The 25,534-nt window shown below is 57.2% G+C and carries 18 protein-coding genes; 6 read left to right on the top strand and 12 right to left on the bottom strand.

All coding sequences use genetic code 11. From position 1 onward, the window contains the following. The first annotated feature begins 83 nt into the window (after positions 1 to 83). Positions 84 to 833 (top strand): ABC transporter permease, encoded by a 750-nt coding sequence (locus DUD43_RS18660; RefSeq protein ID WP_153231689.1) that lies wholly within the window; start codon positions 84 to 86, stop codon positions 831 to 833. Positions 834 to 1,136: 303 nt separating this feature from the next. On the opposite strand, the gene cysG is transcribed toward DUD43_RS18660, so the two are convergent. The 12 genes from cysG to DUD43_RS18600 all read right to left on the bottom strand — a co-directional run bounded on the left by cysG (position 1,137) and on the right by DUD43_RS18600 (position 18,533). After that, positions 1,137 to 2,591, bottom strand: a complete 1,455-nt coding sequence (gene cysG, locus DUD43_RS18655) for a siroheme synthase CysG (protein WP_153231450.1) — start codon at positions 2,589 to 2,591, stop codon at positions 1,137 to 1,139. Position 2,592: 1 nt separating this feature from the next. Next, positions 2,593 to 4,302 (bottom strand): assimilatory sulfite reductase (NADPH) hemoprotein subunit, encoded by a 1,710-nt coding sequence (gene cysI, locus DUD43_RS18650; RefSeq protein WP_153231449.1) that lies wholly within the window; start codon positions 4,300 to 4,302, stop codon positions 2,593 to 2,595. An 11-nt stretch (positions 4,303 to 4,313) separates the two neighbouring features. Beyond that, positions 4,314 to 6,146: an assimilatory sulfite reductase (NADPH) flavoprotein subunit gene (locus DUD43_RS18645; protein ID WP_153231448.1), complete on the bottom strand. Its 1,833-nt coding sequence runs from the start codon at positions 6,144 to 6,146 to the stop codon at positions 4,314 to 4,316. Positions 6,147 to 6,300: 154 nt separating this feature from the next. Further along, positions 6,301 to 7,965, bottom strand: coding sequence for an AMP-binding protein (locus tag DUD43_RS18640; protein WP_153231447.1), 1,665 nt, complete (start codon positions 7,963 to 7,965; stop codon positions 6,301 to 6,303). A gap of 23 nt (positions 7,966 to 7,988) precedes the next feature. Beyond that, positions 7,989 to 8,561 (bottom strand): chalcone isomerase family protein, encoded by a 573-nt coding sequence (locus DUD43_RS18635; protein WP_153231446.1) that lies wholly within the window; start codon positions 8,559 to 8,561, stop codon positions 7,989 to 7,991. A gap of 19 nt (positions 8,562 to 8,580) precedes the next feature. After that, positions 8,581 to 9,099 (bottom strand): DUF4442 domain-containing protein, encoded by a 519-nt coding sequence (locus tag DUD43_RS18630; RefSeq protein WP_026484839.1) that lies wholly within the window; start codon positions 9,097 to 9,099, stop codon positions 8,581 to 8,583. Between the two features lie 9 nt (positions 9,100 to 9,108). Beyond that, positions 9,109 to 10,428: an OmpP1/FadL family transporter gene (locus tag DUD43_RS18625; protein WP_153231445.1), complete on the bottom strand. Its 1,320-nt coding sequence runs from the start codon at positions 10,426 to 10,428 to the stop codon at positions 9,109 to 9,111. A gap of 125 nt (positions 10,429 to 10,553) precedes the next feature. Further along, on the bottom strand, positions 10,554 to 12,497 hold the full coding sequence (locus tag DUD43_RS18620; protein ID WP_153231444.1) for a 3-hydroxyacyl-CoA dehydrogenase NAD-binding domain-containing protein: 1,944 nt from the start codon (positions 12,495 to 12,497) through the stop codon (positions 10,554 to 10,556). Next, entirely contained in the window at positions 12,494 to 13,789 is a 1,296-nt protein-coding gene (locus tag DUD43_RS18615) for an acetyl-CoA C-acetyltransferase (protein WP_153231443.1), read from the bottom strand. The genes DUD43_RS18620 and DUD43_RS18615 overlap by 4 nt, the downstream gene beginning before the upstream one ends. Further along, the gene (locus DUD43_RS18610; RefSeq protein ID WP_153231442.1) at positions 13,786 to 16,131 is read right to left on the bottom strand and encodes an acyl-CoA dehydrogenase; all 2,346 of its coding nucleotides are present in this window, start codon (positions 16,129 to 16,131) and stop codon (positions 13,786 to 13,788) included. The genes DUD43_RS18615 and DUD43_RS18610 overlap by 4 nt, the downstream gene beginning before the upstream one ends. Positions 16,132 to 16,345: 214 nt before the next feature. Further along, on the bottom strand, positions 16,346 to 16,999 hold the full coding sequence (locus tag DUD43_RS18605; protein ID WP_094198158.1) for a TetR/AcrR family transcriptional regulator: 654 nt from the start codon (positions 16,997 to 16,999) through the stop codon (positions 16,346 to 16,348). A 106-nt stretch (positions 17,000 to 17,105) separates the two neighbouring features. Next, a complete protein-coding gene (locus DUD43_RS18600; RefSeq protein ID WP_153231441.1) occupies positions 17,106 to 18,533 on the bottom strand; it encodes an NAD-dependent succinate-semialdehyde dehydrogenase in 1,428 nt (475 codons plus the stop codon). A gap of 848 nt (positions 18,534 to 19,381) precedes the next feature. Here DUD43_RS18600 and DUD43_RS18595 point away from each other — a divergent pair. The 5 genes from DUD43_RS18595 to DUD43_RS18575 all read left to right on the top strand — a co-directional run bounded on the left by DUD43_RS18595 (position 19,382) and on the right by DUD43_RS18575 (position 25,412). Beyond that, positions 19,382 to 20,899, top strand: coding sequence for a TolC family outer membrane protein (locus DUD43_RS18595; protein WP_153231440.1), 1,518 nt, complete (start codon positions 19,382 to 19,384; stop codon positions 20,897 to 20,899). 43 nt (positions 20,900 to 20,942) lie between these two features. Further along, positions 20,943 to 21,164 (top strand): hypothetical protein, encoded by a 222-nt coding sequence (locus DUD43_RS18590; RefSeq protein ID WP_153231439.1) that lies wholly within the window; start codon positions 20,943 to 20,945, stop codon positions 21,162 to 21,164. Beyond that, positions 21,148 to 23,331, top strand: a complete 2,184-nt coding sequence (locus DUD43_RS18585) for a type I secretion system permease/ATPase (RefSeq protein ID WP_416202936.1) — start codon at positions 21,148 to 21,150, stop codon at positions 23,329 to 23,331. The genes DUD43_RS18590 and DUD43_RS18585 overlap by 17 nt, the downstream gene beginning before the upstream one ends. A 71-nt stretch (positions 23,332 to 23,402) precedes the next feature. Further along, positions 23,403 to 24,689: an HlyD family type I secretion periplasmic adaptor subunit gene (locus tag DUD43_RS18580; RefSeq protein ID WP_228125975.1), complete on the top strand. Its 1,287-nt coding sequence runs from the start codon at positions 23,403 to 23,405 to the stop codon at positions 24,687 to 24,689. Positions 24,690 to 24,797: 108 nt separating this feature from the next. Continuing rightward, complete coding sequence (locus tag DUD43_RS18575; protein WP_153231437.1) at positions 24,798 to 25,412, top strand: response regulator transcription factor; 615 nt, start codon at positions 24,798 to 24,800, stop codon at positions 25,410 to 25,412. The last annotated feature ends 122 nt before the right edge of the window (positions 25,413 to 25,534 follow it).

Raw genomic sequence — 25,534 nt, 5'->3', positions numbered from 1 at the left:
TGAGTGTGTCTGCTTCTTCTTCCCGTGTGACGCCTTTGGCGCAGTCTGATCCACGATCGGCTGCGTCTTTGCGACGTCCCAAAATGAATGCCTGGATTGCCAGCACTTTGTGGGGTTTGGGCGGTTTGTTGGCGGGAGTCGTGCTGTGGTACCTGACTACAGCCTGGTCCAGCAGCCCGTTGATGCAGCAATTCGGGCCTGCAGCCGCGTTTCATAGCCTGTTGGAAATACTGGGCTGGTCAGAGACCTGGATGCACGTAGGCGCCAGCTTGCAGCGTATTTTTGTAGGGTTGGCGATTTCATTGGGTGTCGGCGTGCCTGCCGGTTTGCTGCTGGGTTTGTCAGCCCGAGCCCACGCTGCATTGACTCCCTTGTTCCAGTTCCTGCGCATGATCTCGCCCCTGTCCTGGATGCCCATTGCTGTCATGGCCTTCGGGATTGGGGATGCACCGATTTATTTTCTGCTGGGTGTAGCCGGTGTCTGGCCTGTCTTGCTGAATACGGCATCGGGCGTGCGGCATTTGAATCCACGCTGGCTGATGCTGGGTCGCAGTCTGGCGGCTACCAGGCTGGAAACGCTTTTGTATTTGATTCTGCCCGGCATTGTCGGCTCGGTGCTGACGGGTAGCCGACTGGCTATCGGTGTCTTGTGGATTGTGCTGGTGCCCTGCGAAATGCTGGGTGTGTCAGCCGGTTTGGGCTACCTGATTCTGGATACGCGTGATCGCATGGCGTATTCCGAGCTGATGGCTGTGATTGTCCTGATTGGTCTGATTGGCTATCTGCTGGATAGTGCTTTGCGAGCCTTGTTTGCGGCTTTTGGACAGCGCTAGATAAGCAGCCTTTTGGGGCTGGCGGGTGAAGGGCTGTGGCTGTCCTTTGTCTGCGTGAAAAGCCAATGACAGAGAATGATTATGCTACCTGCCGCTGTCTATTTTGCGCTTATAGACGCTGACGGTTTTACCTTGTGCGTACTGGCTTTTTCATAAGCTGCAGAAGATAAAAAAAGCCCTCAACATGCTGAGATGTTGAGGGCCTTTTTAGATTTAGCTTGAAGCGGTGTTTGAGGATGCTAATGTCGTGCTGTTTAGAGTGTCGTGCAATGCAGGGACTCTAACCCTGCTTGACGACTGCCTTCAGGCAGCGACCAAGGTATTGTCCGCATCCTGTTCAATCGCCACACGAGGACTGAGCTGATCAATCAACTCGCCATACCAGGACAGGGTGGTACCCAAGGTGGCGACCTGACCAATCACCAAAATGCAGGGGCTGGCAAACTGGTGTTGCTGTGCATCCTGGGCAATATTTTCCAGTGTGGACAGCAAGGTACGTTGTTCAGGGCGCGAGCCATTTTCAATCAAGGCGCAGGGCGTAGTGGCGCTGCGACCACGCTGTACCAGCTCATGGCTAAAGCCCAGGATTTGCTGCAAGCCCATGTACACAGCCACTGTCTGGCTGGTATCCAGCAACGGGTTCCAATCTTCGATGCCGTGCCCGCTTTTACGATGTGCCGTCACGAACTGTACGGACTGGGCATGATCGCGGTGTGTCAGGGGAATGCCGCTATAAGCTGCACATGCAATGGCAGCCGTGATGCCGGGCACCACTTCAAAGGCGACACCGTGCTCGGCCAGATATTCCAGCTCTTCACCGCCCCGGCCAAAAATAAAGCCATCGCCGCCTTTCAGGCGCACCACAGTTTGGCCTGCGCGAGCGTGTTCAATCATCAGCTGATGAATGCGGTTCTGGGTCTGGTGATGGTCTTCACCCAACTGCTTGCCCACAAAAATACGGTGGGCATCGCGACGGGCCAGCTCCATCACCTGATCAGACACCAGGCGATCGTACAGAATTACATCAGCGCGATTCAGTGCACGCAGGGCATGCAAGGTCAGCAGACCTGGATCACCAGGACCGGCACCCACCAGAATCACGCGGCCTTGTGTGGCGCGGGGCAATTCAGGCTGTTGCAGTGCGCTTTCCAGGCTAAGGCGTGCCTGTTCATTCTGATGGCTGCGTAGTGCTGCACCCACCGGGCCATCCAGCAGCCAGTCGTAGAAACGGCGGCGCGCACCCAGCTCGGGGCGAGCGCGCCGAATGGCGCTGCGGTATTCCTGCGCCAGACGGCTGATCGCACCCAGGCTGTGGTCCAACATGGTTTCCAACTGCTCCCGTACTCGCCGTGCCAACATGGGGGCCGACCCCGCCGAGGAAATCGCAATAATCAGCGGTGAGCGATCCACAATGGCAGGCACCTGAAAACTGGACAGCTCGGGGTCGTCCACCACATTGACCAGAATGCGGGCTTCTTGTGCATCCTGGGCAATGACCTGGTTCACGTCCCGCTTGTCAGTGGCGGCAATAATCAGCCAGGCCCCTTGCAGATGCTGGGCCTGATAGCGCTCCCGAATCAGAGTAATGCGCCCTTGATTAGCCAGCTCTTCCAGACTGTCCACCACATAGGGGGCGACCAGCGTAACCTGGGCACCGGCAGCCAGGACCAGACGCACTTTGCGTTCAGCGATTTCTCCACCGCCGATCACCAGTACCGCGCGCTGCTTCAGGTTGGCGAATAAAGGAAAGAGGTTCATGTCAGGCTGGTTGTAAAACTAAAGGAATCAAGCGGCTTGAAGGCTCGGCAACCACGCCAGCGCGAACCAGGAAATCACCAAAGTGCTCGCCTTCCAGACGCTCGGCAGCGAAGCGGCCAAACAGCTCGTCCAGAATGCTCAGGATTTCAGGCTCACCAATGTTCTGGCGATAGATCACGTTCAGGCGTTCGCCGCTGAAGTTCGCACCCAAACGCAAGTCATAGCGACCCAGAGCGCGGCCCACCAGGGCAATTTCACCCAGGTAGGGACGGGCGCAGCCGTTGGGGCAACCGGAGATACGCAGCACAATGCGCTCGTCACGCAGCTGGTATTTGTCCAGCAGGGTTTCCAGCTTGGGCAGCAAGATGGGGGCGTAGCGTTCGCTCTCGGCCATGGCCAAACCGCAAGTTGGCAGAGAGACACAGGCAATCGTGCTGCTGCGTATGCCGCTTTGTGTCTGGTACACATCCAGTTTGTGGTCGGCAACCAGCTTGTCGATCCTGGCCTTATCTTCTTCAGGCACATCGGCAATGATCAGGTTCTGGTTGCAGGTCAGGCGGAATTGTCCCTGGTGAATTTTGGCAATCTCACGCATACCTGTCAGCCAGGGGCCGACTTCGGTATCCATGATGCGGCCTGAATCGATACGCAGGCTCAGGTGCCAGCGGCCATTGCTGCCCTGGGTCCAGCCGAAGCGGTCGCCATTGTGGTCAAAGTGATAGGGGCGCGAAGGCTCCAGCGTTTGGCCACTGCGGTTTTGCACTTCTTCCAGGAACCAGTCGGCACCCAGCTTATCCACGGTGTATTTCAGGCGGGCATGACGGCGCTCGTCGCGGTTACCGTGGTCACGTTGTGTGGTGATAACGGCTTCGCAAACAGCCAGTAATTGCTCGGGGCGTACAAAGCCGATCACGCTGCCCAGTCGTGGGTAGGTGGTGTCGTCGCCATGTGTGGCACCCATGCCGCCGCCAATGGCGACGTTAAAGCCCAACAACTGATTGTTTTCAATAATCGCGATCAGGCCGATGTCCTGCGCAAATACGTCCACATCATTCAGGGGAGGCACGGCAATGCCGATCTTGAATTTGCGGGGCAGGTAAGTCTTGCCGTAAATCGGTTCAAAGTCTTCGCCATCAATGGCGTCTTCGACTTTTTTGCCGTCCAGCCAGATCTCGGCATAGGCGCGAGTTTTGGGCAGGAAGGTTTCGGAAATCTTGTCAGCCCACTCCTGGACCAGACCGTGCTGCTCGGACAGCAAGGGATTGGTGGCGCTGACCACCTGACGGTTCACGTCGCCGCAAGTCGCCAATGTCGTGGACATGGCGTTATTGATGGCTTGCAGGGTGGGCTTTAAAAAGGGCTTGCGCACGCCGTGCCATTGAAAGGTCTGACGGGTGGTGATGCGCAGGCCAAACTGGGCCCAGTCACAGGCGATCTGGTCAAAGGCCAGCCATTGGGCGGGCGTGACCACGCCACCGGGCAAGCGGGCGCGAATCATGAAGCTGAAAGCCGGTTCCAGCTTTTGTTTGCGACGCTCTTCGCGCTGGTCGCGGTCGTCTTGCTGATAGCTGCCGTGAAATTTCAGCAGCTTGTTGTCGTCTTCGCTGATGGCGCCGGTAATGGGGTCTGCCAGACCCTCGGTAATGCCACCGCGCAGATAGCGGCTATCAATTTTTACTTGCTCGATAGCGGCGATTTTCTTTTCTGTCATGTCCTTGCTTCTCAGTAAACGTCGCGGGCGTAGCGGCCCTGCGCCGAGAGTTCTTCCAACCAGCTGCGAGCCTGGTCTGCGTCCAATCCACCTTCCTGGCGGGCAATTTCCTGCAGGGTTTGATGTACGTCCTTGGCCATCTGGTTGGCATCACCGCACACATAAATGTGGGCGCCGCCCTGAATCCAGGCATAGACCTCGGCTGCTTTTTCCAGCAAGCGGTGCTGTACGTAAACCTTGTTTTCCTGATCGCGCGAGAAGGCCAGGTCCAGGTGTTGCAACTGGCCGTCCTGCAGGGCGCGTTGCCATTCGGTCTGGTAGAGGAAATCGGAGTGAAAGTGCGGGTTGCCAAAGAACAGCCAGTTGCGACCTTCACCACCTTGAACGCTGCGTTCCTGCACAAAGGCACGGAAGGGGGCAACGCCGGTGCCGGGACCAATCATGATCACGTCACGGTTGGTGTCTTCAGGCAGACGGAAGCGGGTATTGGGGTCGATAAAGACCGGCACGGTATCGCCTTCGCTCAGGCGGGCCAGATAGTCGGAAGCCACGCCCCAACGATCTTGTTCATTGAACTGGTAGTGCACATTGGCCACAGTCAGATGTACTTCTTCATCCACCTCGGACTGGCTGGAGGCGATGGAGTACATGCGGGGTGCCAGGGGGCGCAAGGCTTGCACCAGCTCGGCAGCGTTCCAGGTGGCCGGGAAGCGTTCCAGTACGTCCAGCACTTGATGGGTCTTCAGCAGTTCTTGCAAGGTGCTCAAACCATCTGGGCCCACCGCTGTTTGCAGCATGGCATCGCTATTGCGCTTGGCCAGTTCCACCAGGAAAGGTTTGGTCAGTTGCGTCAGCTCGCGGTAGTGGCTCAGCCACTCTTGCAGCGTGTGCGACTTGTCCTGAATGGTGACGGTCTCTTGCGGGTCCAGCTTCAAAGTCTGAATAACCGCTTCGACCAGCTTGGCGTTTTGTGTAGGCCAGACACCCAATGCATCACCGGGTTGGTACTTCAGGCCACTGCCTTCCAGCGACAGTTCGTAGTGATAGATATTGCGGGTGCTGTCGCGGCCTGTAATGCTTTGGCTTTGCAGCACCGTGGCCTGGAAGGGATTGTCGCGGGTGAAGCTGCTGCGAGCCTGGGTTTCCAGCACTGTAACGTTGCTGGACTGGGCAGCAGGAACTGCCGCTGCGGCATGGGTCTGGTGATCCGTTTCCAGAAAACCGAAGGCCTTGTCCTGCCAGGGGGCGGCAACCGTATCAATATCCAGATCGGCCAGGCCTGCGTCCAGAATGCGTTCCGCACCCAGAGCCAGCAGACGTTGATCAATCTTTTCCGCGATCCCACAGAACAGGGGGTAGCTGGAATCACCCAAGCCCAGCACACCGAATTTCAGTTCGGGCAGCTTGGGGGCGCGGGCACCGGCCAGGAATTCGAAAAACGCGATGGAATCATCTGGCGGGTCGCCTTCACCCTGGGTGCTGATAATGACGTACAGCAGACGCTCTTCTTTCAGCTCGCGCGTAGGGTAACGGTCGGCGCGCAGCAGGCGCACGGGGATACCGGCGGCTTCGCAGCGTTGGGCAAAGGCTTCGGCAACGCGCTGGGCATTGCCTGTCTGACTGCCAAATACAATGGTGGCAGGTCGTTGGGCGGGCGCAGCGGCGGCGGGCACCAAAGACAGTTCAGGGGAAACAGGCGCTTGAGCGGGAAGGCCGGCATGGCGCACTTGCGCGACACCTGCGAGATAGCCGGACAGCCAGTTCAGGGACAGCGGATCGAGCTCGTCGGTAATTTGGGCAATCGCGGTGCGATTGGACTCCGAGAGGCGGGACAGGGCGTGCATTCTGACACTCGCTTATATAAATAGTTTGTCCCATTCTAAAGAGCGGTATCAGGGCTACGAACGATCTGATTCTTATTTGTTTATGAATCCTCCGGTTAATGAAAAAGGGGCATAAGCCCCTTTCATCTTGGTCTAAGCGCGTGCGAAATACGTGTTATGGGCGCAATTCCCGACGCAGGATTTTGCCTACATTGGTGCGGGGCAGATCATCGCGGAATTCCACAATACGCGGGCATTTGTAGCCGGTCAGTTCCTTGCGGCAGAAGGCAATCACGTCTTTTTCAGTCAGCGCGGGATTACGGCTGATGACATAGAGTTTGACGATTTCGCCTGCTTTTTCATCCGGCACACCGACGGCGGCGGCCTCGACAATATCCGGGTGCTGAGCGGCGACGGCTTCCACTTCATTGGGGTAGACGTTAAAGCCCGAGACCAGAATCATGTCTTTCTTGCGATCCAGCAGGAAGACGTAGCCTAGCTCGTCCATATAGCCGATATCGCCCGTGCGTAAAAAGCCGTCGCGATCAAAGACCTTGGCGGTTTCATCGGGACGTTGCCAGTAGCCGGGGGTGACTTGCGGTCCGCGAATGCACAGCTCGCCCGTTTCGCCCAAAGGCAGGTCGTTCTGGTTTTCGTCGCGTATGCGTATGTCGGTAGAAGGAACGGGCAGGCCAATCGAGCCGGTGAACTCTTTCTTATCCAGCGGATTGATGGTGGCAGCCGGCGAGGTTTCAGTCAGGCCATACGCCTGGGCCAGAGGTTTGCCGGTTGCTTCCAGCCAGCGCTTGGCGACCACTTCCTGCACCGCCATCCCGCCGCCCAAGGTAAAGCGCAGCGAGGAGAAATCCAGCTTGCGGAACTCGGCATTGTTCAGCATGGCATTGAACAGCGTATTCACCCCCGTAATGGCGGTAAAACGCAGCTTGGACATGTCCTTGATCATGGACGGAATGTCGCGTGCATTAATGATCAGCAGGTTCTCGGCACCCAGACGCAGGAACACCAGCAGGTTCGCGGTGAAAGCGAAGATATGGTAGAGCGGCAGGGCGGTGACAACGCAGTCGATCTGGCCTTCTTTCAGATACGGGCGAATCCAGGACAGGGCCTGGCTCAGGTTCGAGACCAGATTGCCGTGGGTCAGGATGGCCCCTTTGGCAACGCCTGTTGTACCGCCGGTGTATTGCAGGCAGGCAATGTCATCGTGGCTTAGTTCGACCGGCGCAGGGGCGCGGTTACGGCCTTGTGCCAGCACGGTTTTGAACGGAACGGCGCTGGGCAAGGACCAGGCAGGCACACCCTTTTTAATGTGGCGTACTACTTGATTGACCAGCCAGCCCTTGAAGCCGCCCAGGCAATCGCCCACGCTGGTCACAATGACTCGCTTGATCGGCGTTTCGTGCAGGATTTCCTGCAGCACGTGGGCAAAGTTTTCCGCAATGATGATGGTTTCCGCGCCGCTGTCTTGCAGCTGGTGGCGCAGTTCACGGGCGGTATACAACGGGTTGGTATTGATAATGGTGGCCCCGCTGCGCAACACCCCATACAGGCTGATGGGGTATTGCAGCATATTGGGCATCATCAGGGCGACACGGTCGCCTTTTTTCACGCCTTGGCTTTGCAGCCAGCTGGCCAGGGCCAAGGCATTGGTCGACAGTTCGCGGTAACTCATGCGTTTGCCCATGCTGATATAGGCCGTGCGCTGCGCGAACTCGGTGCAACTTTGTTCAAATACATCCAGCAAGGACGAGTACTGCTGGGCCTGATCTTCGATAGTGGCAGGAATACCGGTGGGGTAGTTCTGCAGCCAGACTTTATCCATGAAGCGCTCCGAGGCGTGTAGGTTCAAGACAATCCCAGCAGGGCCTTTTTGAGCGATTCTTGAGCAGGCTTCTTGCCTAGCCAGATTTTCAACAAAGCAGGGGTCAGACCGGGGTGAGAGAGCTCGCCCAGCGTCTTGTCGTTAAACAGGATCTTGACCTGTGGTGCATGCATGTCCAGCACCACGACGTCGCCTTCCTTGGCTTCACCCACCTGGCGCATCAAGTCTTCAAATTGCTTGATGACGGGGTCCAGTTCTTGTTTTTCAGGATCAGTCAGGTTGCTGTGAATGCCGTCTTTCAGGGCATCGATCAGGGTTTGGGCATCCAGGTCGCGTTTGAGGACCAGCCGGATCTGATGCGGTCCGGGAGATTGGATAATGGCTTCGGCATCTTGGGACGGTGAGGCGGTATACAGGGCGGCAACGTACACATCAAAAACAACTTTCTTGCGCAGGCCTGCCCCATTCAGTTTCAGGCTTTGCTGTTCGACGGTGACCGTGTCCGGCACGGTGACATTCGCAACAGTAGCGGCCTGGGCGGCGGGTAGCCCCAGGGACAGACTTAAAATCAGGGCGGCACAGCGGGGGGTAAACATGAAGCGGTCCTCCGGCAAATTAGCGTGATTGTGATTTCTGCTTGTAGAAGTGGGCGTCGGCGATATAGATGGTGCGTTCCACCGTGGTGTAGATCTGGCCTTCCGGGTCCTGGATCTGCACGGTAAACGTGGCTTCAGCCTCGTGGTATTGGTCTAGCTGTCCTCGTATTGCGTCCAGTTCATCTGGATTGATTTGAAAATTGGCGTACAGCGTCTGGTAGCCGGGGCGGCGATACTGGATCTCTGCATTCTTGTCCCAGACAATCACATGACGTTGCAGCCCGGCCAGGAGCATGGTGGCGTGCACGCCGTCTGTAATGGCAAACAGGGACCCGCCAAATAAAGAGCCATTGATGTTGCGAGTGCGACGACGCAATGGCAGGCGTACGACGATGTGTTGCAGATTCGCTGAAACTTTGTGGACCCGCCCGCCGGTTGCCCGGAAGGCGGGGTGCCAGTTAAAGCCCAGCTGCAAAAAGCGCGCACGCCATGTGGGGGGTAGGCGTGCGAGCAGCTCCATGCGGCGACTGCGGGCCATAGTGCATCCTTAGAAGCGATAGCTGAACTGCACGCCCAGGATGTCACCACTGTTTTTGTAGGTACCGCGAGTCAAGCCACGGCCAACCAGATCCGTGTTGTTGTTCATGTCGGTGTTCTTCAGGAACAAGTGGGTGTAGCCAATATCCCAGGTGGCGTTCTTGCTGGGGCGGTATTGGGCACCCAGGGACACCCAGTAACGGTCGCTGTCAGGCAGGGCAGTTGGGCGGTAGTTCTTGTCGCGTACGGGCGATTGGTCCCAGGCAATACCACCCTTGAAGGTCCACTGTTCGCTGTAGTGGTAGTTGGCACCCAGGGCCACACGCCATGCGTCCTTGAACTTCAGCTCCAGGCCGGAATCCTTGGCGCCGGGGCCGCTGTTTTCAATGGTCAGGCGTGGGATGCTGCTCCAGCCTGTCCAGGACACGTCGGCCAGCAATTGCCAGCGCGAGTTCAGGTCGTGCACCAAGCTGACAATGGCGGTGTCAGGCAGCTTGATGGTGGCTTCGGCATCCCAGTTGATGTTGGGAGCGCCGGTTGGAATGTTGCGGTTGCGCAGCTTGGTGTCGCCGTCAGCCGTGACCTTGATTTGCGAGCGATAGGAAACACCCAGACGAGTGCTTGGGGTCATCTGGTACAGGAAACCAGCGTTCCAGCCCCAGGCGTCGCCCTTCATCTTGACGCGGGTGTCCATGTCCAGTGGGCCCAGTGCCGGATGATAGCCAGCGGGGGTCGCTAGACGGTAATCCGCATCAATGTGCAGCCAGTTCACACCCACACCGAAGGACAACTGATCGTTGACCTTGTAGGCCACCGACGGGTTGACGTTGATGGTTTCAATGGCAAATTTTTCGGAGTGGTAACGGCCAATCCAGCCTTCGTCGTATTCAGTTGTCAGACCAAATGGGACACCAATACCCAGACCCACCCACCACTTGGGCGAGAGCTGATGGGACAGATAAATATTGGGAACAGCGGCGACTTTACCGGCATCACCACCCGAACCGCCGGTGGCAGGACGGCTGGCGCCACCCGTCAGGGCCAGAGGGTCGGTACTGCCTTTATCGGAGAACTTGAAGGTAGGTTTAATGGCGTTAAAACCTGCCGAGAAGTTCGTCTCGGGCAACAGGGTCATGCCGGCCGGGTTGAAGTAGATCGTGCTGGCATTTTCACCAATGGCGGCCGAGCCTGCGTAGGCATTGCCCAGGCCGCTCGCATTTTGTTCGAGCAAGTTAAAACCAGCCGCATGGGCTTGGCCCATCCCTAGGCTCATTCCCAGAGGAATCAGCAAGGCGGGAATGGTACGCAAAGCTACTACCGTCTTTTTCATGTCTCTTCTCCAAGGTATAGGTGCGACGTCTGACAGAGGCTTGGGACAGGTTTTAAAACACCTGTTTGTTTTCTATGGTGCATGACCTAGGCCAATCGGCGTATAGGTATTTGTGCCAATCCGAACTAATTGCGTTGTTTTTGTGTTGCTTTGTAATGCAGAGGACCACCTCTGAATGGAGCAAAGCCGGTACCGAAAATTACGCCTGCATCGGCCAGATCGTCGTTCTCCACAACACCAATTCGAACCTGGTGTTCGGTCTGTTCGATCAAGGGTTTAATCAGGCGATCAGCCAGACCGCCTGGAACCGTTCCCGCAGGGGATTTCTGGGCTTTGCCATCTTTCCAGGTGTAGAAACCCTGGCCGGTTTTACGGCCCAGTTCCTGACGATCCAGATGGGTTTTCAGGCAGGCTGGCATGGCCGCCTGCTGGCTGAGTTGTGCGCCTGCATCACGGGCAATATCCAGGCCCACGGTGTCGGCCAATTCAAGCGGGCCCATGGGCATGCCGAACTGCACCATGGCTTTGTCCACGGTGGCCGGGTCCAGCCCTTCGTCCACGCAGCGCATGGCTTCCAACATATAGGGAGCCAGGACCGCATTGACCAGAAAGCCAGGGCTGTCTTTAACGGGCAGGGGCAGCTTGCCAATCTGGTTCACAAAGGCGTAGGCGGCGCTGCGCACTTCCGGGGCCAGCAATTCGCTTTCCACCACTTCAACCAAGGGCATGCGAGAGACCGGGTTAAAGAAGTGAATGCCCACCAGTCGTTCCGGATTGATCAGATTCAGGCTGAGCTCGGACAGGGGCAGGCTGGAGGTGTTGGTCGCCAGCACAGCACCGGGCTTTAGCAAGGGCTCAATCGTGGCGTACAGGCTGCGCTTGGCATCGGCGTTCTCGAAGATGGCTTCCAGAACCAGGTCTGCCGAAGGGATGCCGTGGCCGTCCGGGTCCGGGATCAAGCGATCCAGTGCAGCTTGTACCAGTCTGCGGTCCTTTAGACGGCGCTGGAACAGCTTGGCGGCGCGACCCTGAGCCTGGGCGATCCGTGTACGGTCCTGGTCCTGCAGTGTCACACGCATGCCTTTCAGTGCGCATACAGCGGCAATATCGCCCCCCATGACGCCCGCACCCACCACATGAATATGGCTGACTTCTTGAGTCGAGGAATGCTTGCCTACGCTTTTCAGACGCTCTTGCAGATGGAAGACGCGCAGCAGATTGGCTGCGGTGTTGGAGCGGGTGATTTGCTCGATCAGCTCGGGAGCCTTCAAGGCATTGCCGTTGTGTTTTTCCCAGATCTCCAGGATGGCACGGGGCGCCTGATAGTGCTGATAGGGATCGCGCTTGGCCAGTTGCTTGCGTACCTGATTCGCGACCAGGGGGCGCAGCAGCTTGGTATTCATCAGGCGGGGCAGACCTTTGGCACGGCGTGGCTTCTTGCCACTGAGTACCTGCTTGACGGCGGCTTGCTTGGCCAGACGGACAGGGACGCAAGCATCGACCATACCCAGACGGGCAGCCTTGCGGGCATCCACGCTTTTGCCGCTCAGCATCAAGTCCATGGCAGCGGCGGGGCCTATATATTCAGGCAAGCGCAACATGCCGCCCCAGCCGGGGAAAATACCCAGCATCACTTCAGGCAGAGCCAGACGCGTGTCGTCTTGTTCCACAGCCAGGCAGTAACGGCACGCCAGGGCCAGTTCCAGACCACCGCCCAGGCAGTGACCTTGCACCAGTGCCAATGTGGGATAGCTTTGCTTGGCCAGCTTGTTGAAAACTGTCCAGCCACGCGTGACCAGCGCCAGACCCTTTTCAGGGTTGTTGTTGTGTTCGGAAAATTCGTCAATGTCCGCACCGGCTACAAAACCGGCGGCTTTGCCGGAGTAAATAATCAGTGCTTTGGGAGGATGACTGCCCAGGTAGTCCAGCGCCTGGTTCAGTTCCTGCAAGACGGCGGCCGAGAGCCGGTTGACCGAGCTGCCCACGCAATCGATGTTCAGCCAGGCAATTTGCTGATCGTCCGTGTACAGCGTGAAGTTTTGCAAATCCAAGGTAGCGACGGGCATCATGATTCAGTTCCTTGCAGCGATTCGATCAGCATGGCGCCGCCTTGACCGCCGCCAATACAAATAGCGGCCATGCCCAGACGCAAGTTGCGACGACGCAGGGCATTCAAGCAATGCAGCACAATTCGGGCACCGGAGGCGCCCACCGGGTGGCCGATCGCAATGGCACCGCCGTCCACATTGAGCTTGTCCATATCCAGCAGTCCCAACGCATCACGACCCAGATGCTTTTGGCACCACTCCTGGTCGTTCCATGCAGCACGACATGCTAGTACCTGTGCGGCAAAAGCCTCGTTGATTTCCCACAAGTCCGGGCCATTTAGGGCCAGACGGTTGCGCTCCAGAATAGGCGTCGCGGCGAATACAGGACCCAGGCCCATCGTGGCCGGGTCCAGCCCAGCCCATTGCGCATCCACAATGCGGCCAATGGGTTTGAGCTGATGTTCCTTGACGGCTGCTTCGCTGGCCAGAATAAGCAGGGCCGCACCATCGGTTACCTGGGAGCTGTTGCCTGCGGTGATATTGCCCCAGGGCGGGTCAAAGACCGGGCGCAGCTTGGCCAGTTTCTCGGGCGTGGAGTCTTCGCGTACGCCATCATCTTGCGGGTAGTTATTACCGCGCGTGTCGCTCAGCGGCACGATTTCTTCAAAAGCGTTTTCTTGCTGGGCGCGCAAGGCCAGACGGTGACTGCGGGCCGAAAACTCGTCCATATCCTGACGGCTGATACCAAACTCGTGTGCCAGGATTTCAGCGGTCTGTCCCATGGACAGGCCAACGACTGGGTCGGTCAGCCCTTTGAGCAGGCCGATGACCGGTTTCAGGTAGGCCAGACGCAGACTGCGCAGTGCTTTCAGGCGTGCGCCAAGGCTACGCGCTTTGCCCCAGGTGGCCAGCCAGCGCACCATATCGTCACTGAACAGGATGGGGGCGTGAGACAGCGCATCGACGCCACCGGCCAGCACCAGATCCGAGCGGCCGGTTTGAATGGCCTGCACGCCCGAATCCAGCGCTTGCATACCCGAAGCGCAGTTACGCATGACGGTCCAGCCCGGCACTTTGTGACCTGTGCCCAGACGCAGACCCAGAACCCGGCCGATATTGGTTTCATCGGGCGAGGGGGCGGCGCAACCCAGGATGACCTCGCTTAGCTGCGGGGCCTCAAAGGGTTGGCGCAGCAGCAGCTCGCGACCTGTTTGCACGGCCAGATCTCCAGCGGAGAAGGGGCCGGGCGCATTACGCGCTTTCAGAAACGGGCTGCGTGCGCCGTCAATAATATAGACCGGTTGAAAACTCATACCTGGCTCCCACTGGCGGCTTCAGCGGCAGGATTTTCCCGACGCAGATCGAAGGGGAAATCATCCACAGCAATAACGCGGTCGCGCACGATGTCGCGGGCCTGGATTTGCTCGTATTCCTGGGCGGTGATGCCACCGGCCTGGAAGACGGCTTCGGCCAGATCGCGCACGTTGGCTTTGGGGTTGTCCTGCAATTGACCGCTTTTCTCGAACTGACGGATTTTGGCGTCAATATCGCGGGTGTTCAGCGAAGCCAGCAAGGCGGCTTCAATCGCACCGACGGGTTCCATATCGTCGTCAGGCAAGTAGGTGTCGTAAGTCAGGCGATCACGAGTGGCACCGGGTTTGGTCAAGAGCTTGGCAACGGTGTGATCCAGCTTGTCATCGGGACCCAGACGGCGCTGGCCCAGGGGGAAGACCAGGAAGCGCAGCACGGCAGCCAAAGGACGGTTCGGGAAGTTTTCCAGTACCTTGTCCAGGGCGTGTTGAGCGCGCATCAAAGCGTCTTGAGCCGCCCAGTGAGCCAAAGGCGCATCTTCCTGCTGACGGCCTTCGTCTTGATAGCGCTTGAGTACGGCGCTCAGCATGTACAGCTCGGACAGCACGTCGCCAAGACGCGAGGACAGACGTTCACGCATCTTCAGGGAACCACCCAGCACCAGCATGGAGGCGTCGGCCAGCAAGGAGAAGGCGGCGCTGTAACGGCTGGCCTGGCTGTAGTAGGTGTGCATGGCCTTGGAGGTGCCGGTGGGGCCACTCAGCAAGCGCCAGCCACCCAGACCCAACCAGAAGGAGCGGCCTGTGTTGGCCAGTGTGTAGCGGATGTGCGCCCAGAAAGCCTGGTCAAATTTGCGCAAACCGGCTTCGCGGTCGGGGTTCAGCGCGGCGGTCATCTCTTCCAGAATGAAAGGATGGCAACGGATAGCGCCCTGACCAAAGATGATCAGGCTGCGCGTCAGAATATTGGCGCCTTCCACCGTGATACCGACGGGGATTTGCTGGTAAGCACGGCCCAGGAAGTTTGATGGGCCAAGACAAATGCCTTTACCGCCAATTACGTCCATACCGTCGTTCACCACAATACGACCGCGTTCGGTCACGTGGTATTTGACGATGGCCGAGACCACGGAGGGTTTCTCGCCCAGGTCCACGGCGGCAGCCGTCATGGTGCGGGCAGCATCCATGGCGTAGGTGTGACCAGCGATACGGGCCAGAGCTTCTTCCACGCCTTCAAACTTGCTGATGGCGCTGCGGAACTGGGTACGGACGGCGGAGTAACCACCCACGGCGCGGCTGGTCAGCTTGGCCATGCCGGTAAAGGAGGAGGGCAGGGAGATGGAGCGGCCAGCAGCCAGACATTCCATCAACATGCGCCAGCCTTGGCCGGCCATGGCGGGACCACCAATAATGAACTCCAGCGGCATGAACACGTCTTTGCCACGGGTGGGGCCGTTCATGAACATGGCGTTCAAGGGGAAATGACGACGGCCTGTGTCCACGCCGGGATGGTCGCTAGGAACCAGGGCGCAGGTAATGCCAATGTCTTTTTCGCCACCCAGCAAACCGTCCGGGTCATAGAGGCGGAAGGCCAGACCCAGCAAGGTGCAAACCGGAGCCAGCGTGATGTAGCGCTTGTCCCAGGTGACGCGCATGCCCAGAACTTCCTGACCTTCCCACTCGCCTTTGCAAACAATCCCTACGTCAGGAATGGAGGCGGCATCGGAACCGGCCCAAGGGCTGGTCAGTGCGAAAGCGGGGATGTCACGGCCATCAGCCAGACGGGGCAGATAGTGTTGTTTCTGCTCGTCAGTACCGTAGTGCAGCAGCAATTCAGCCGGGCCCAGCGAGTTGGGCACCATGACCGAGACGGACAAGGCCGAGTTACGGGTGGAGAGCTTGGCCACAACCGCCGAGTGCGCTTGCGCCGAAAAACCGCGACCGCCGTATTCCTTGGGAATAATCAGGCTGAAGAAGCGGTTTTCTTTCAGGTAGGTCCAGACCTCGGCAGGCATGTCGAAGTCTTCCTGGCTGACTTGCCAGTCGTCAATCATGGCGCAAGCCACATTGACTTCATTGTCCATGAACTGGCGCTCTTCATCGGTGAGCCGGTAGGCCGGATAAGAGCTCAGGGTATTCCAGTTGGGTTTGCCGCGAAACAGCTCGCTTTCCCACCAGACCGTACCCGCTTCCAGCGCATCGCGCTCGGTTTGGGACATGGCAGGCAAAACGCTGGAAAAAGCGCGGTAGATTGGGCGGCTTAGCCACTTGGTACGTAGATTCCGGTTTTTGAGAACGTAGACGCAGCCAAGCACTAGCACTATCAATAGCAAGGTCACAAACATAGCAACTCCGGACTAGCTCAGAAAAAAAAGAAGGATGCCCCCATGCTGCGCCTTCGGCTTACTGCCCCCCCCGAGGGGGCGCTTTTTACCGGGGGCGCCGAGCCTTGGGAGCGGCCCGGCGGTAAAAACACCCCACGCTGCACCTTCGACTTGCTGCCCCTAAAAGAGGGGCGTGGTTCACCTTGGTGTAGCTTGGTGGACAGGACCGTTCAGCTCAGGTGCTGGCGGGTAAAGGAGCTCGTAATCCACCCAGCAGGAAACTCATCAGACGCTGTTGCAGTTGTTGCTCACTTTCGGGGCTGTCGCTCAGGGGTAATTGCAAAGCCCGACGCAGTGATTGGGTGCCCATCAAGGCATAAGAGGTGGCACCCAGCATGAAGTGGAATCGCCAGATAATTTCTTCTTCCGGCACAGTGGGCAGGGCTTCGTGCAAAGCCTGCTTGAAGGGAAGGAAGATGGCGACTTGTTCGTCCCAACAGATGGACTGAATGAAATCCTGCGGCGCCGGGCGGTCTTGCCCTGGCAAAGGAATAAACGAGCGTGGCGTGCCGTTGCCTGAACCCGCCAGGCGGATCAGTGGGCCAAAAAAGGCATCCACCACCTGAGATGCTTTCAACGGGCCTTCACCGGCTTGCTGGCGATAAAAAGCCAGCTTTTCCAGGCGCTCTTGATTGATGCTGTTCAGGCGGCGCTGGAACACGGCCTGTGTCAGTCCGTCTTTACTGCCAAAGTGATAATTGACAGCCGACAGGTTCACCTTGGCTTGCGCCGTAATTTGGCGCATGGAGGTATTTTCGTGGCCATACAGCGCGAAAAGATGTTCGGCTGCATCGAGAATGGCGGACTGTGTCCGATCAGAGCGTTTCACCGTTATTTCCTAATTTCAAACGAGTGTTTGAATAATGTAACGGGAATGCGCAGTTAGTACAGTAGGGGTTCACCCTAGCCCCGCAAAGCGGGGCCAGGAGCCAGTCTTAGATCTGGGTCACAAATTTGGTGACTAAGTATCCGTCAAAGGTTTCCGCACCGCCTTCGCTGCCAATGCCGCTGTCCTTGACGCCGCCAAACGGAGTCTCGGGCAGGGAGCTGCCAAAGTGGTTGATATTGACCATACCGGATTCCAGCTCGGTGCCCAGTCGATGCGCGTCTTGCAGGGATTGCGTAAAGGCATAGGCCGACAAACCAAAGGGCAGGCTGTTGGCACGGGCAATGGCATCGTCCAGATCACTGTAGCGGGTTAGGGGGGCGATGGGGCCGAACGGCTCCTCGGTCATGACCAGCGCATCGTCAGGCAAATCCGTCAGCACCGTGGGCGAGAAAAAGAAACCGTCGCGCTTGATCTGTTCACCACCCAACAACACTTTGCCGCCCAGAGCACGGGCGTTATCGACAAACTTTTGCATCATGGGCAGGCGGCGCTCGTGAGCCAAGGGGCCCATTTGCGTATCCGGGTCCAGGCCATCGCCCACTTTTACATTGGCCAGTTCTTCGGTGAAGCGGTCTACAAATGCCGTGTAAATATCGTCGTGGATATAAAAGCGCGTGGGCGAAATGCAAACCTGCCCAGCGTTACGGATTTTGAAACGAGCCAGCTGACGGGCGGCGCGAGCCACATCGGCATCGGGCAAGACCAGCACGGGCGAATGACCACCCAATTCCATGGTGATGCGTTTCATATGGGCACCGGCCAGCGCAGCCAGTTGCTTGCCCACAGGTACCGATCCGGTAAAGGAGACTTTACGCACAATGGGCGAGCGGATCAGGTAGTCCGACACCTCCTGCGGCACACCCCAGACAATATTCAGCACGCCGGGCGGCAGGCCCGCGTCGTGAAAGGCTTGGGCAATAGCCATGACTGCACTGGGGGAGTCCTCGGGGCCTTTCAGAATAATCGTGCAGCCAGCCCCAATAGCGGCGCAGATTTTGCGAATGGCCTGGTTATAGGGGAAGTTCCAGGGCGTAAAGGCGGCGCAGACCCCAATAGGTTCACGCAACACCATTTGCTGCACTTTGGGATTGCGGGCGGGGATGACGCGGCCATAAATACGGCGGCATTCCTCGGCATGCCAATCCGCATGGTCCGCGCAGGACATGATTTCGCCCACCGCCTCGGCCAAAGGCTTGCCTTGGTCCAGTGTCAGATTGCGGCCAATTTCCTGCGCGCGTTCACGCGACAGTTCCGCGACCTTGCGCAGAATCGCGCTGCGATCCATGGGCGAGCTGTGACGCCAGCTTTTGAACGCGGCCTGGGCGGCGTTCAGAGCCGCATCCAGATCCGCCTGGGATGCCAGCGGCAGTTGGCCCAAGGTGCTGCCATTGGCAGGGTTGATGACGGCCTGGGTCTGGCGACCTTGTCCGTCCAGAAATTGACCATTGATATACAGGGCCAGGTGTTGATACATGAGCGGCCTCCAAGTTGTCTGTGTTGCTAACTAAATACGTACCGTTCGATGGTATCGGGCGGGCAGAAGCGGGACAAGCGTGGGCGGCGGATATTGCAGCAACGGATTGTTCAGAGAAGCAACAAACGAGCGCAAAACAGGGGGCACTTCATTCGATTGTTATAAGTTTTTGATTTCATATCTCTTTTTGAAACCTGACAAAGAGATGAAAACAGACATCAAAACGCAATAAGAAATCGTTACAAGTGCAGCATTCTCAATGTGAGTGATTGTTATGTTTTTAACGATAAATTTTTTTTTATCGTTTGGTGATAACTTGGTTTTGCCTTGATGTAACCTAAATGCTTATTAAGGTGAAAGTTTTTTGTAGATTATTACCAACGATCGCACGCAGTGGACTACACGCAACAGTTAATGATTAAGTGCCTAATCGCTCGAAATCGTTTAATTTCAGGGTATTGTTGCCGTTTTTGTCACAGGCTATTTATCATTTTTAACATTGTCATCCACGAAGCCCCTTGTAATCTAAGATACAATTTGTCCCGTGATCCGCGTGATGAGTTTCACTCTGCATCGCGTAAAAAGTCACAATCAGACACAAGGTTATGCTCCAAGAATACAGGTCAGAAGCCTGTAGCTCCGCCTTGTCTTGCCCCGGTCCATTATGAACATACTGCTGCGGCTGGCGTTGGGTTTGCCAGCCTTGGATGTAAAGCCCATGTGCAATACATAGGTGTTGGGCCCTCGGGTGGTGTTCCTTTAGCTTGGTTTAAGCGGCACACCGAACCCATTCTTCTTTCATTCTTGTACTTAAATTTGATCCGGCAATGCGTGGCAACGCTGACGCGATGACGTCTGTTGCAAACGCGGCTCAGGATCTGACGGAGGCCGACGTGCGTGGTAAGAAAACTCTAACGGTAAGTGCGCTGCTGACAGCGCTACTGCTGGCGCAACCAGCGCTTGCCCAGCAGGAAAACAGCTTGAGCTTCAAGGACAGTATTGAGCGGGCAATCATGTCCAATCCTGAACTTGGCGCTCGCTTTCAGGATTTCCAGTCTGCGCTTGAAGGCCAGAATGTCAGTCGTGGCGCCTTGTTGCCAGAAGTTAATGCCCAGGGTTGGGTTGGCAAAGAATGGCGTGGCAGCACCTCGGGTGCTCCGTCTACCGACTGGTCGCGCAATGGCTACAGCCTGCAACTGCGTCAGTTGATTTTTGATGGTTTCTCCTCGATCAACCAGGTTCGTCAGTTGGGTTACGAGAAACTGGCTACCTACTACGAGCTGCTGGCTTCGGTAGACTCTCTGGCTCTGGAAGCGGCCAACGCGCACATCGACGTGCTGCGCTACCGCGAAATGGAAAAGCTGGCCCGTGAAAACTACGGCATGCACATGAACATCCTGAGCCAGATTCAGGAACGTTCGGCATCGGGTGTGGGCCGTGGCGTGGACCTGGAACAGGCTTATGGCCGCCAGTCCCTGGCTCAAAGCAACATGATGACCGAGGCCGGCAACCTGAACGACGTGCTGCAACGCTACCGTCGTATCGTGGGTGTGGCTGCTCCTGAAGTCATGCAAACCGCTCCTAGTTTGAGCGAGTCGATTCCTGCCAACACCACCGACTTCTTGCCATCCTTGCGCACCAGCCCTGTGATTCTGGCCAAGCAGGCTTTGTATCAGGCTGCCGAGTCGGGCAAGCACGTGGCCCAGGGCCGCATGTCGCCTACCTTGGAACTTCGTGCTGCAACCGGCAAGGACAAGAACGATCCTCCCGGTTCCGCCTACCGCAACTCGCAAAGCAGCAACGTACAGCTGATGCTGTCGTACAACCTGTTCCGTGGTGGTGCCGATGCTGCTCGCATCCGTCAAACCACGGCTCAGCAATACGCTGCCCGCGACGTGCGTGATTACACCTGCCGCAACGTGCAGCAGGATCTGGCCGTGGCCTGGAACAACATCGAGCGCCTGCGTGCTCAGTTGCCATTCCTGAAACAACACGAACTGGCTACCTCCAAGGTTCGCGTTGCTTACATGCAGCAGTTCCAGATCGGTCAGCGCTCCTTGCTGGACTTGCTGGATACGGAAAACGAACTGTTTGATGCCCGTCGTGCTCTGGCCAACGCCACGTACGACCTGCAACAAGCCGAATACCGTTGGTTGACCTTGTCGCACCGTCTGGTGTCGGCAGTTGGCCTGTCCCAGCCTTACTCGGAGCAGCCTGAAGAGGCCGCCAAGCTGGACTTCCCCGAAGAGGCATTCAAGGCTTGCATGACGCCTGTTCCAGATACCAGCAACCTGACTCCGGTTTCTGTTGATTACCGCGACGGCATGGCTCCGCCAGTCCTGCGCGAGAAACCAGCCGGGCTGTAAGTAGCTGCTTCTTGGCGTGATTAGATAGTGAAGGGAGGCACGTATGAGTCAGAACGAAGATGACTACAAACAAGAGCTTTCAGTCTCGGATGCCAGTTTTATCCGGGTGCTGGAGGATTTGATTGACGCACTGGTTGCTAACGGTGTGCTTCGTATGACTGATCTGCCTCCACAGGCCTTGGCCAAATTGAATGAGCGCAAACTGACCCGCCAGCGCCTGCGGGATTCGCTGGATTTGATTAATGACGATGAACCACTCATCTGACAGCACGACACAAGCAAGCGGGGAATACAGTATCCCGCCTCATCTGACGCATGATGATCCTCTTCTGACCTGCCTGGCAGAGATTACCCGTATCCACGGTAATCCCTGTACGCCGCAGCACTTGTCTGCAGGCTTGCCTTTGCAGCGTGGGCGTTTGACGCCTGCTTTGCTCAGTCGAGCGGCCGCGCGTGGTCACTGCTCGGCCCGAGTGTGGCGCCGTGCCTTTACCGAACTCGACACCAATCTGTTCCCGGTTATTTTGTTGCTGAACAATAACCGGGCATGTGTCTTGTTGGGCCTGGAAGAAGAGCGTGCCCGGGTGCATTTCCCGGAAAGTGGTAGCCCCAGCGAAATCAGCCTGGAAGATCTGCAAGCGCAGTACTCCGGGCTGTTGGCCGTGGTGCAACCGGATTTCCGTGTCGAAGCGCGTGCCAAAGATGGTGTAGCCCCCATGAAGGGCAAGCACTGGTTCTGGACTGCCGTGGTGCAAAACTGGCGTCTGTATCGCGATGCCATTGGCGCTGCCTTGCTGATCAACCTGTTTGCGCTGGCCATTCCGCTCTACACCATGAACGTGTACGACCGGGTGGTTCCCAATAAAGCGATTGAAACCCTGTGGGTGCTGTCGATCGGGATTGGGCTGGTGCTGGTCATGAACATGGTGCTCTCCAGTGTGCGAGCCTATGTGGTCGATGCCGCCAGTAAACGGGTGGATATACAGTTATCTGCGCGGATCATGGAGCGGGTGCTGGACTTGCGCATGGAGAACCGACCGCCGTCGGTGGGCTCTTTTGCTGCCAATCTGCGCTCCTTTGAATCGGTGCGTGACTTCATCGCTTCGGCCAGTTTGACGACACTGGTCGATTTGCCATTTGTGCTGCTGTTTTTGGCTGTGCTGGCCTGGATTTCGCCCTGGATGCTGATCCCGCCAGTGGTGGCGATTGTGATCATCCTGGGTATTTCCTGGTTTGCTCAAGCACGTATGGAGCGCCTGACCAAACAGACCTTCCAGGCTGCTGCTCAGCGTAACGCCGGTCTGGTTGAATCTCTGGCTGGTATGGAAACCTTGAAAGTCCTGAATGCGCAAAGCAATGCTCAGCGTGACTGGGAGCAGTCCACCGAGTACCTGGCTCGTCAGGGTGCGCGCATCAAGATGACGTCCACACTAACGGTGAACACGGTGCAGATGCTGCAGCAGATGGTCACTATTAGCGTGGTGATTATCGGGGTGTATCTGGTTCAGGAAACCAAATTGTCCATGGGGGGCATTATTGCTTCCTCCATGATTGCAGGCCGTTGCCTGGCTCCTTTGGGGCAAGTGGCTGGCTTGATGATGCAGTATCAGAATGCACGTACCTCCCTGGGTTCGGTGGATTCGTACATGACTATGCCGGTAGAGCATCCTGAAGAGCGTCACTTTGTGCCACGTCCTTATCTGGAAGGCTCCATCGAGTTCCGTAACGTCAGCTTCAACTATCCCGGCACCACCCAGAACGTGCTGGATAAGGTCAGCTTCTCCTTGAAGGCTGGCGAGAAGATTGGGATTATCGGCCGTATTGGCTCCGGTAAAACCACCTTGTCCAAGCTGATTCTGGGTCTGTACAAACCGACGGGTGGCACGGTTGTGCTGGACGGAATTGATAGCCAGCAGATTGACCCGGCAGACGTGCGCCGCTCCATGGGCTATGTCTCGCAGGACCCCACGCTGTTCTATGGCACCTTGAAGCACAACCTGCTGATGGGTATGCCTTACGCAACCGACGATCAAATGTTGGCGGCGGCTCGTCAGGCAGGGGTGGATGATTTCGCACGACGCCATCCGGATGGCTACGACATGATGATTGGCGAACGCGGCGAATCCCTCTCGGGTGGTCAGCGTCAGGCTATCGCCGTGGCGCGTGCCTTGATCGGTAATCCATCCATTCTGTTGCTGGACGAACCCAGCAGCAATATGGATAACCAGAGCGAATCGGCCCTGCGTCGCAGCCTGCATAAAGAGTGTGAAGGCAAGACAGTGGTGCTGGTGACACACCGTACCGCCTTGCTGGAGCTGGTGGATCGTCTGATCGTGATGGATATGGGGCGTATTGTGGCCGACGGTCCTAAGGATCAGGTCATTGCCGCCTTGCGTAGTGGGCAGATTGGTAAGGCCCGGAGTGCAGCATGAAGATAAAGAACCTGACAAATTGGGTGCGTGCGCAACTCCAGGACACCAGTGCACCACCTCCTGGCAGCAATATGCTCAAAAACGCATCGTGGACGGCTCGTTATCAAGATGTACGGGGCTCCACGCTGCTGATCTGGTTGACCTTGCTGGCCATCAGCTTGCTGATTGTCTGGGCAAGTTTTGCCAGCATTGATGAAGTGGTGCGTGGCGAAGGCAAAGTTGTGCCGTCGCGCCAGGTCCAGATTGTGCAAAGTCTGGACGGTGGTGTGGTGGAAGAAATTCTGGTGCGCCCAGGCGAATCCGTGGAAGCGGGTGAAGTGCTGTTGCGTATTGACCCAACCCGTGCCTCGTCCTCCTTGGGCGAGAACGAAGCCGAGTCCTTGTCCTTGAAGGCCAAGGCGGCTCGTCTGGAAGCAATTGCTGCCGATCAGCCCTTTGACATGCCCAGCGTAGTGCTGGAAAAGGCCCCGGATCTGGCCGAAATGGAACGCCGCGTCTGGCAGGCTCGTACTGAAGAGTTGCGCTCCAATATTTCGGTGGCTCAGGAACAGCTGAACCAGCGCCAACAAGAATTGCGTGAAACGCAGGCCAATCGTGATCAGGCCGCGTCCAGTTGCGGGCTGACCTCGCAAGAACTGCAAATGACACGTCCTCTGCTCAAGAGCGGGGCGGTGTCTGAAGTGGACTTGCTGCGTTTGCAGCGTGATGTGGCTCGTTACTGCGGTGAGCAAAAAGCAGCCACTGCACAGATCAGTCGTATTCAGGCCTCGATTCAGGAAGCCCAGAACCGGATTGGTGAAGTGGAAATTACCTTCCGCAACCAGGCTCGTACCGAATTGGCTGAAACACGTGCCAAGCTGGCTTCGCTGGAACAAGGCCAACGTGCCTTGGCTGACCGTGTGCGACTGGCAGAAGTGCGTTCGCCAGTGCGCGGCACCATCAAGACCCTGTCCGCCAATACGGTGGGCGGTGTGGTGCAGCCCGGTAAAGACATTCTGGAAATTGTGCCCACTGACGACACCCTGCTGTTGGAAGTGCGCATCAACCCGCGCGACATCGGGTTTCTGCACTCGGGCCAGGCTGCCGAGGTCAAGTTCACCGCCTATGACTTTGCCGTTTATGGCGGCTTGCCTGGCGTGCTGGAACAGACCAGTGCCGACACCATTACCGATGAAAAAGGCAATTCATTCTATATAGCTAAAGTACGTACTGACACGGTGTATGTCGGTGACGATAACCGCCCAATCTTGCCCGGTATGGTGGCCGAAGTGCACATCATGACCGGCAAGCGGACTGTTATGCAGTACTTACTCAAACCTATTCTCAGGGCCAGATCCAACGCATTCAGGGAGCGTTAAGGCTGATTGGTCCGTTGGGGGAGTAGCGCTGACGATAGAGGTGTAACACCCGAGTCAGACCAAGAGCTGATGGCTTATAGCTCGTGTTACCAGTAAGGGAAAAGCGGTATGCGACAAGTAAATTCGGTTTTATTTCTGACTGCCGATGAGGCGTTGTGGCAGCATTGGCGTCATCTGGATTCGGTCACCTGGCTGCCCGCCAGAGGGCAGGGCATGGACGATTTATTGCGTTGGAAACAACAGCAGCGTGATCTGGTAGTGATCGATAGTGCCCTGGCTTTGTGGAACCATCCCCAATGGGCCCAGGCGGTACAGGGCATGAAGATTATTGTCGCCAGCCCTCGTCCTTTGGATACCGAAGGACAGGCCGTACTGGCTCTGGGGGCTCGTGGTTACATTCACGCCTACAGCTCGTCGCCCTTGCTGGTGCAAGCGCTGGACCATGTGGCCAGCGGACAGGTCTGGGTCGGAGAGTCTTTGCTGAGCCGTTTGCTCAGCGATGTTACTCGTCGCCTGGAACCCAAGGCAGGCTGGGAAAGTACCCTGACCAGCCGTGAAGTCGAGGTTGCGCAACGCGCCTCGCTGGGTCACTCCAATCAGCTGATTGCAAACGACCTGGGAATCACCGAGAGAACGGTTCGCGCCCATCTTCAAGCGGTTTTTGAGAAGTTGGATGTAACAGATCGTTTGATGTTGGCGCTAAAAGTACACGGCATAGCCTAAACCCCTGCTCGCCGTCCCGTTCGTATTGTCAAGTTAAGTCAATAACAATAAATAAAACAGCGAACTGGCGGCGACGCCAATATCGAGTAACGGACCAACTCGCTATTCTCTGATCAAAGAAA

The organism is Alcaligenes faecalis, assembly GCF_009497775.1.
Classification (GTDB): Bacteria; Pseudomonadota; Gammaproteobacteria; order Burkholderiales; family Burkholderiaceae_B; genus Alcaligenes; species Alcaligenes faecalis_D.
This window is presented reverse-complemented; position numbering and strand designations above follow the sequence as displayed.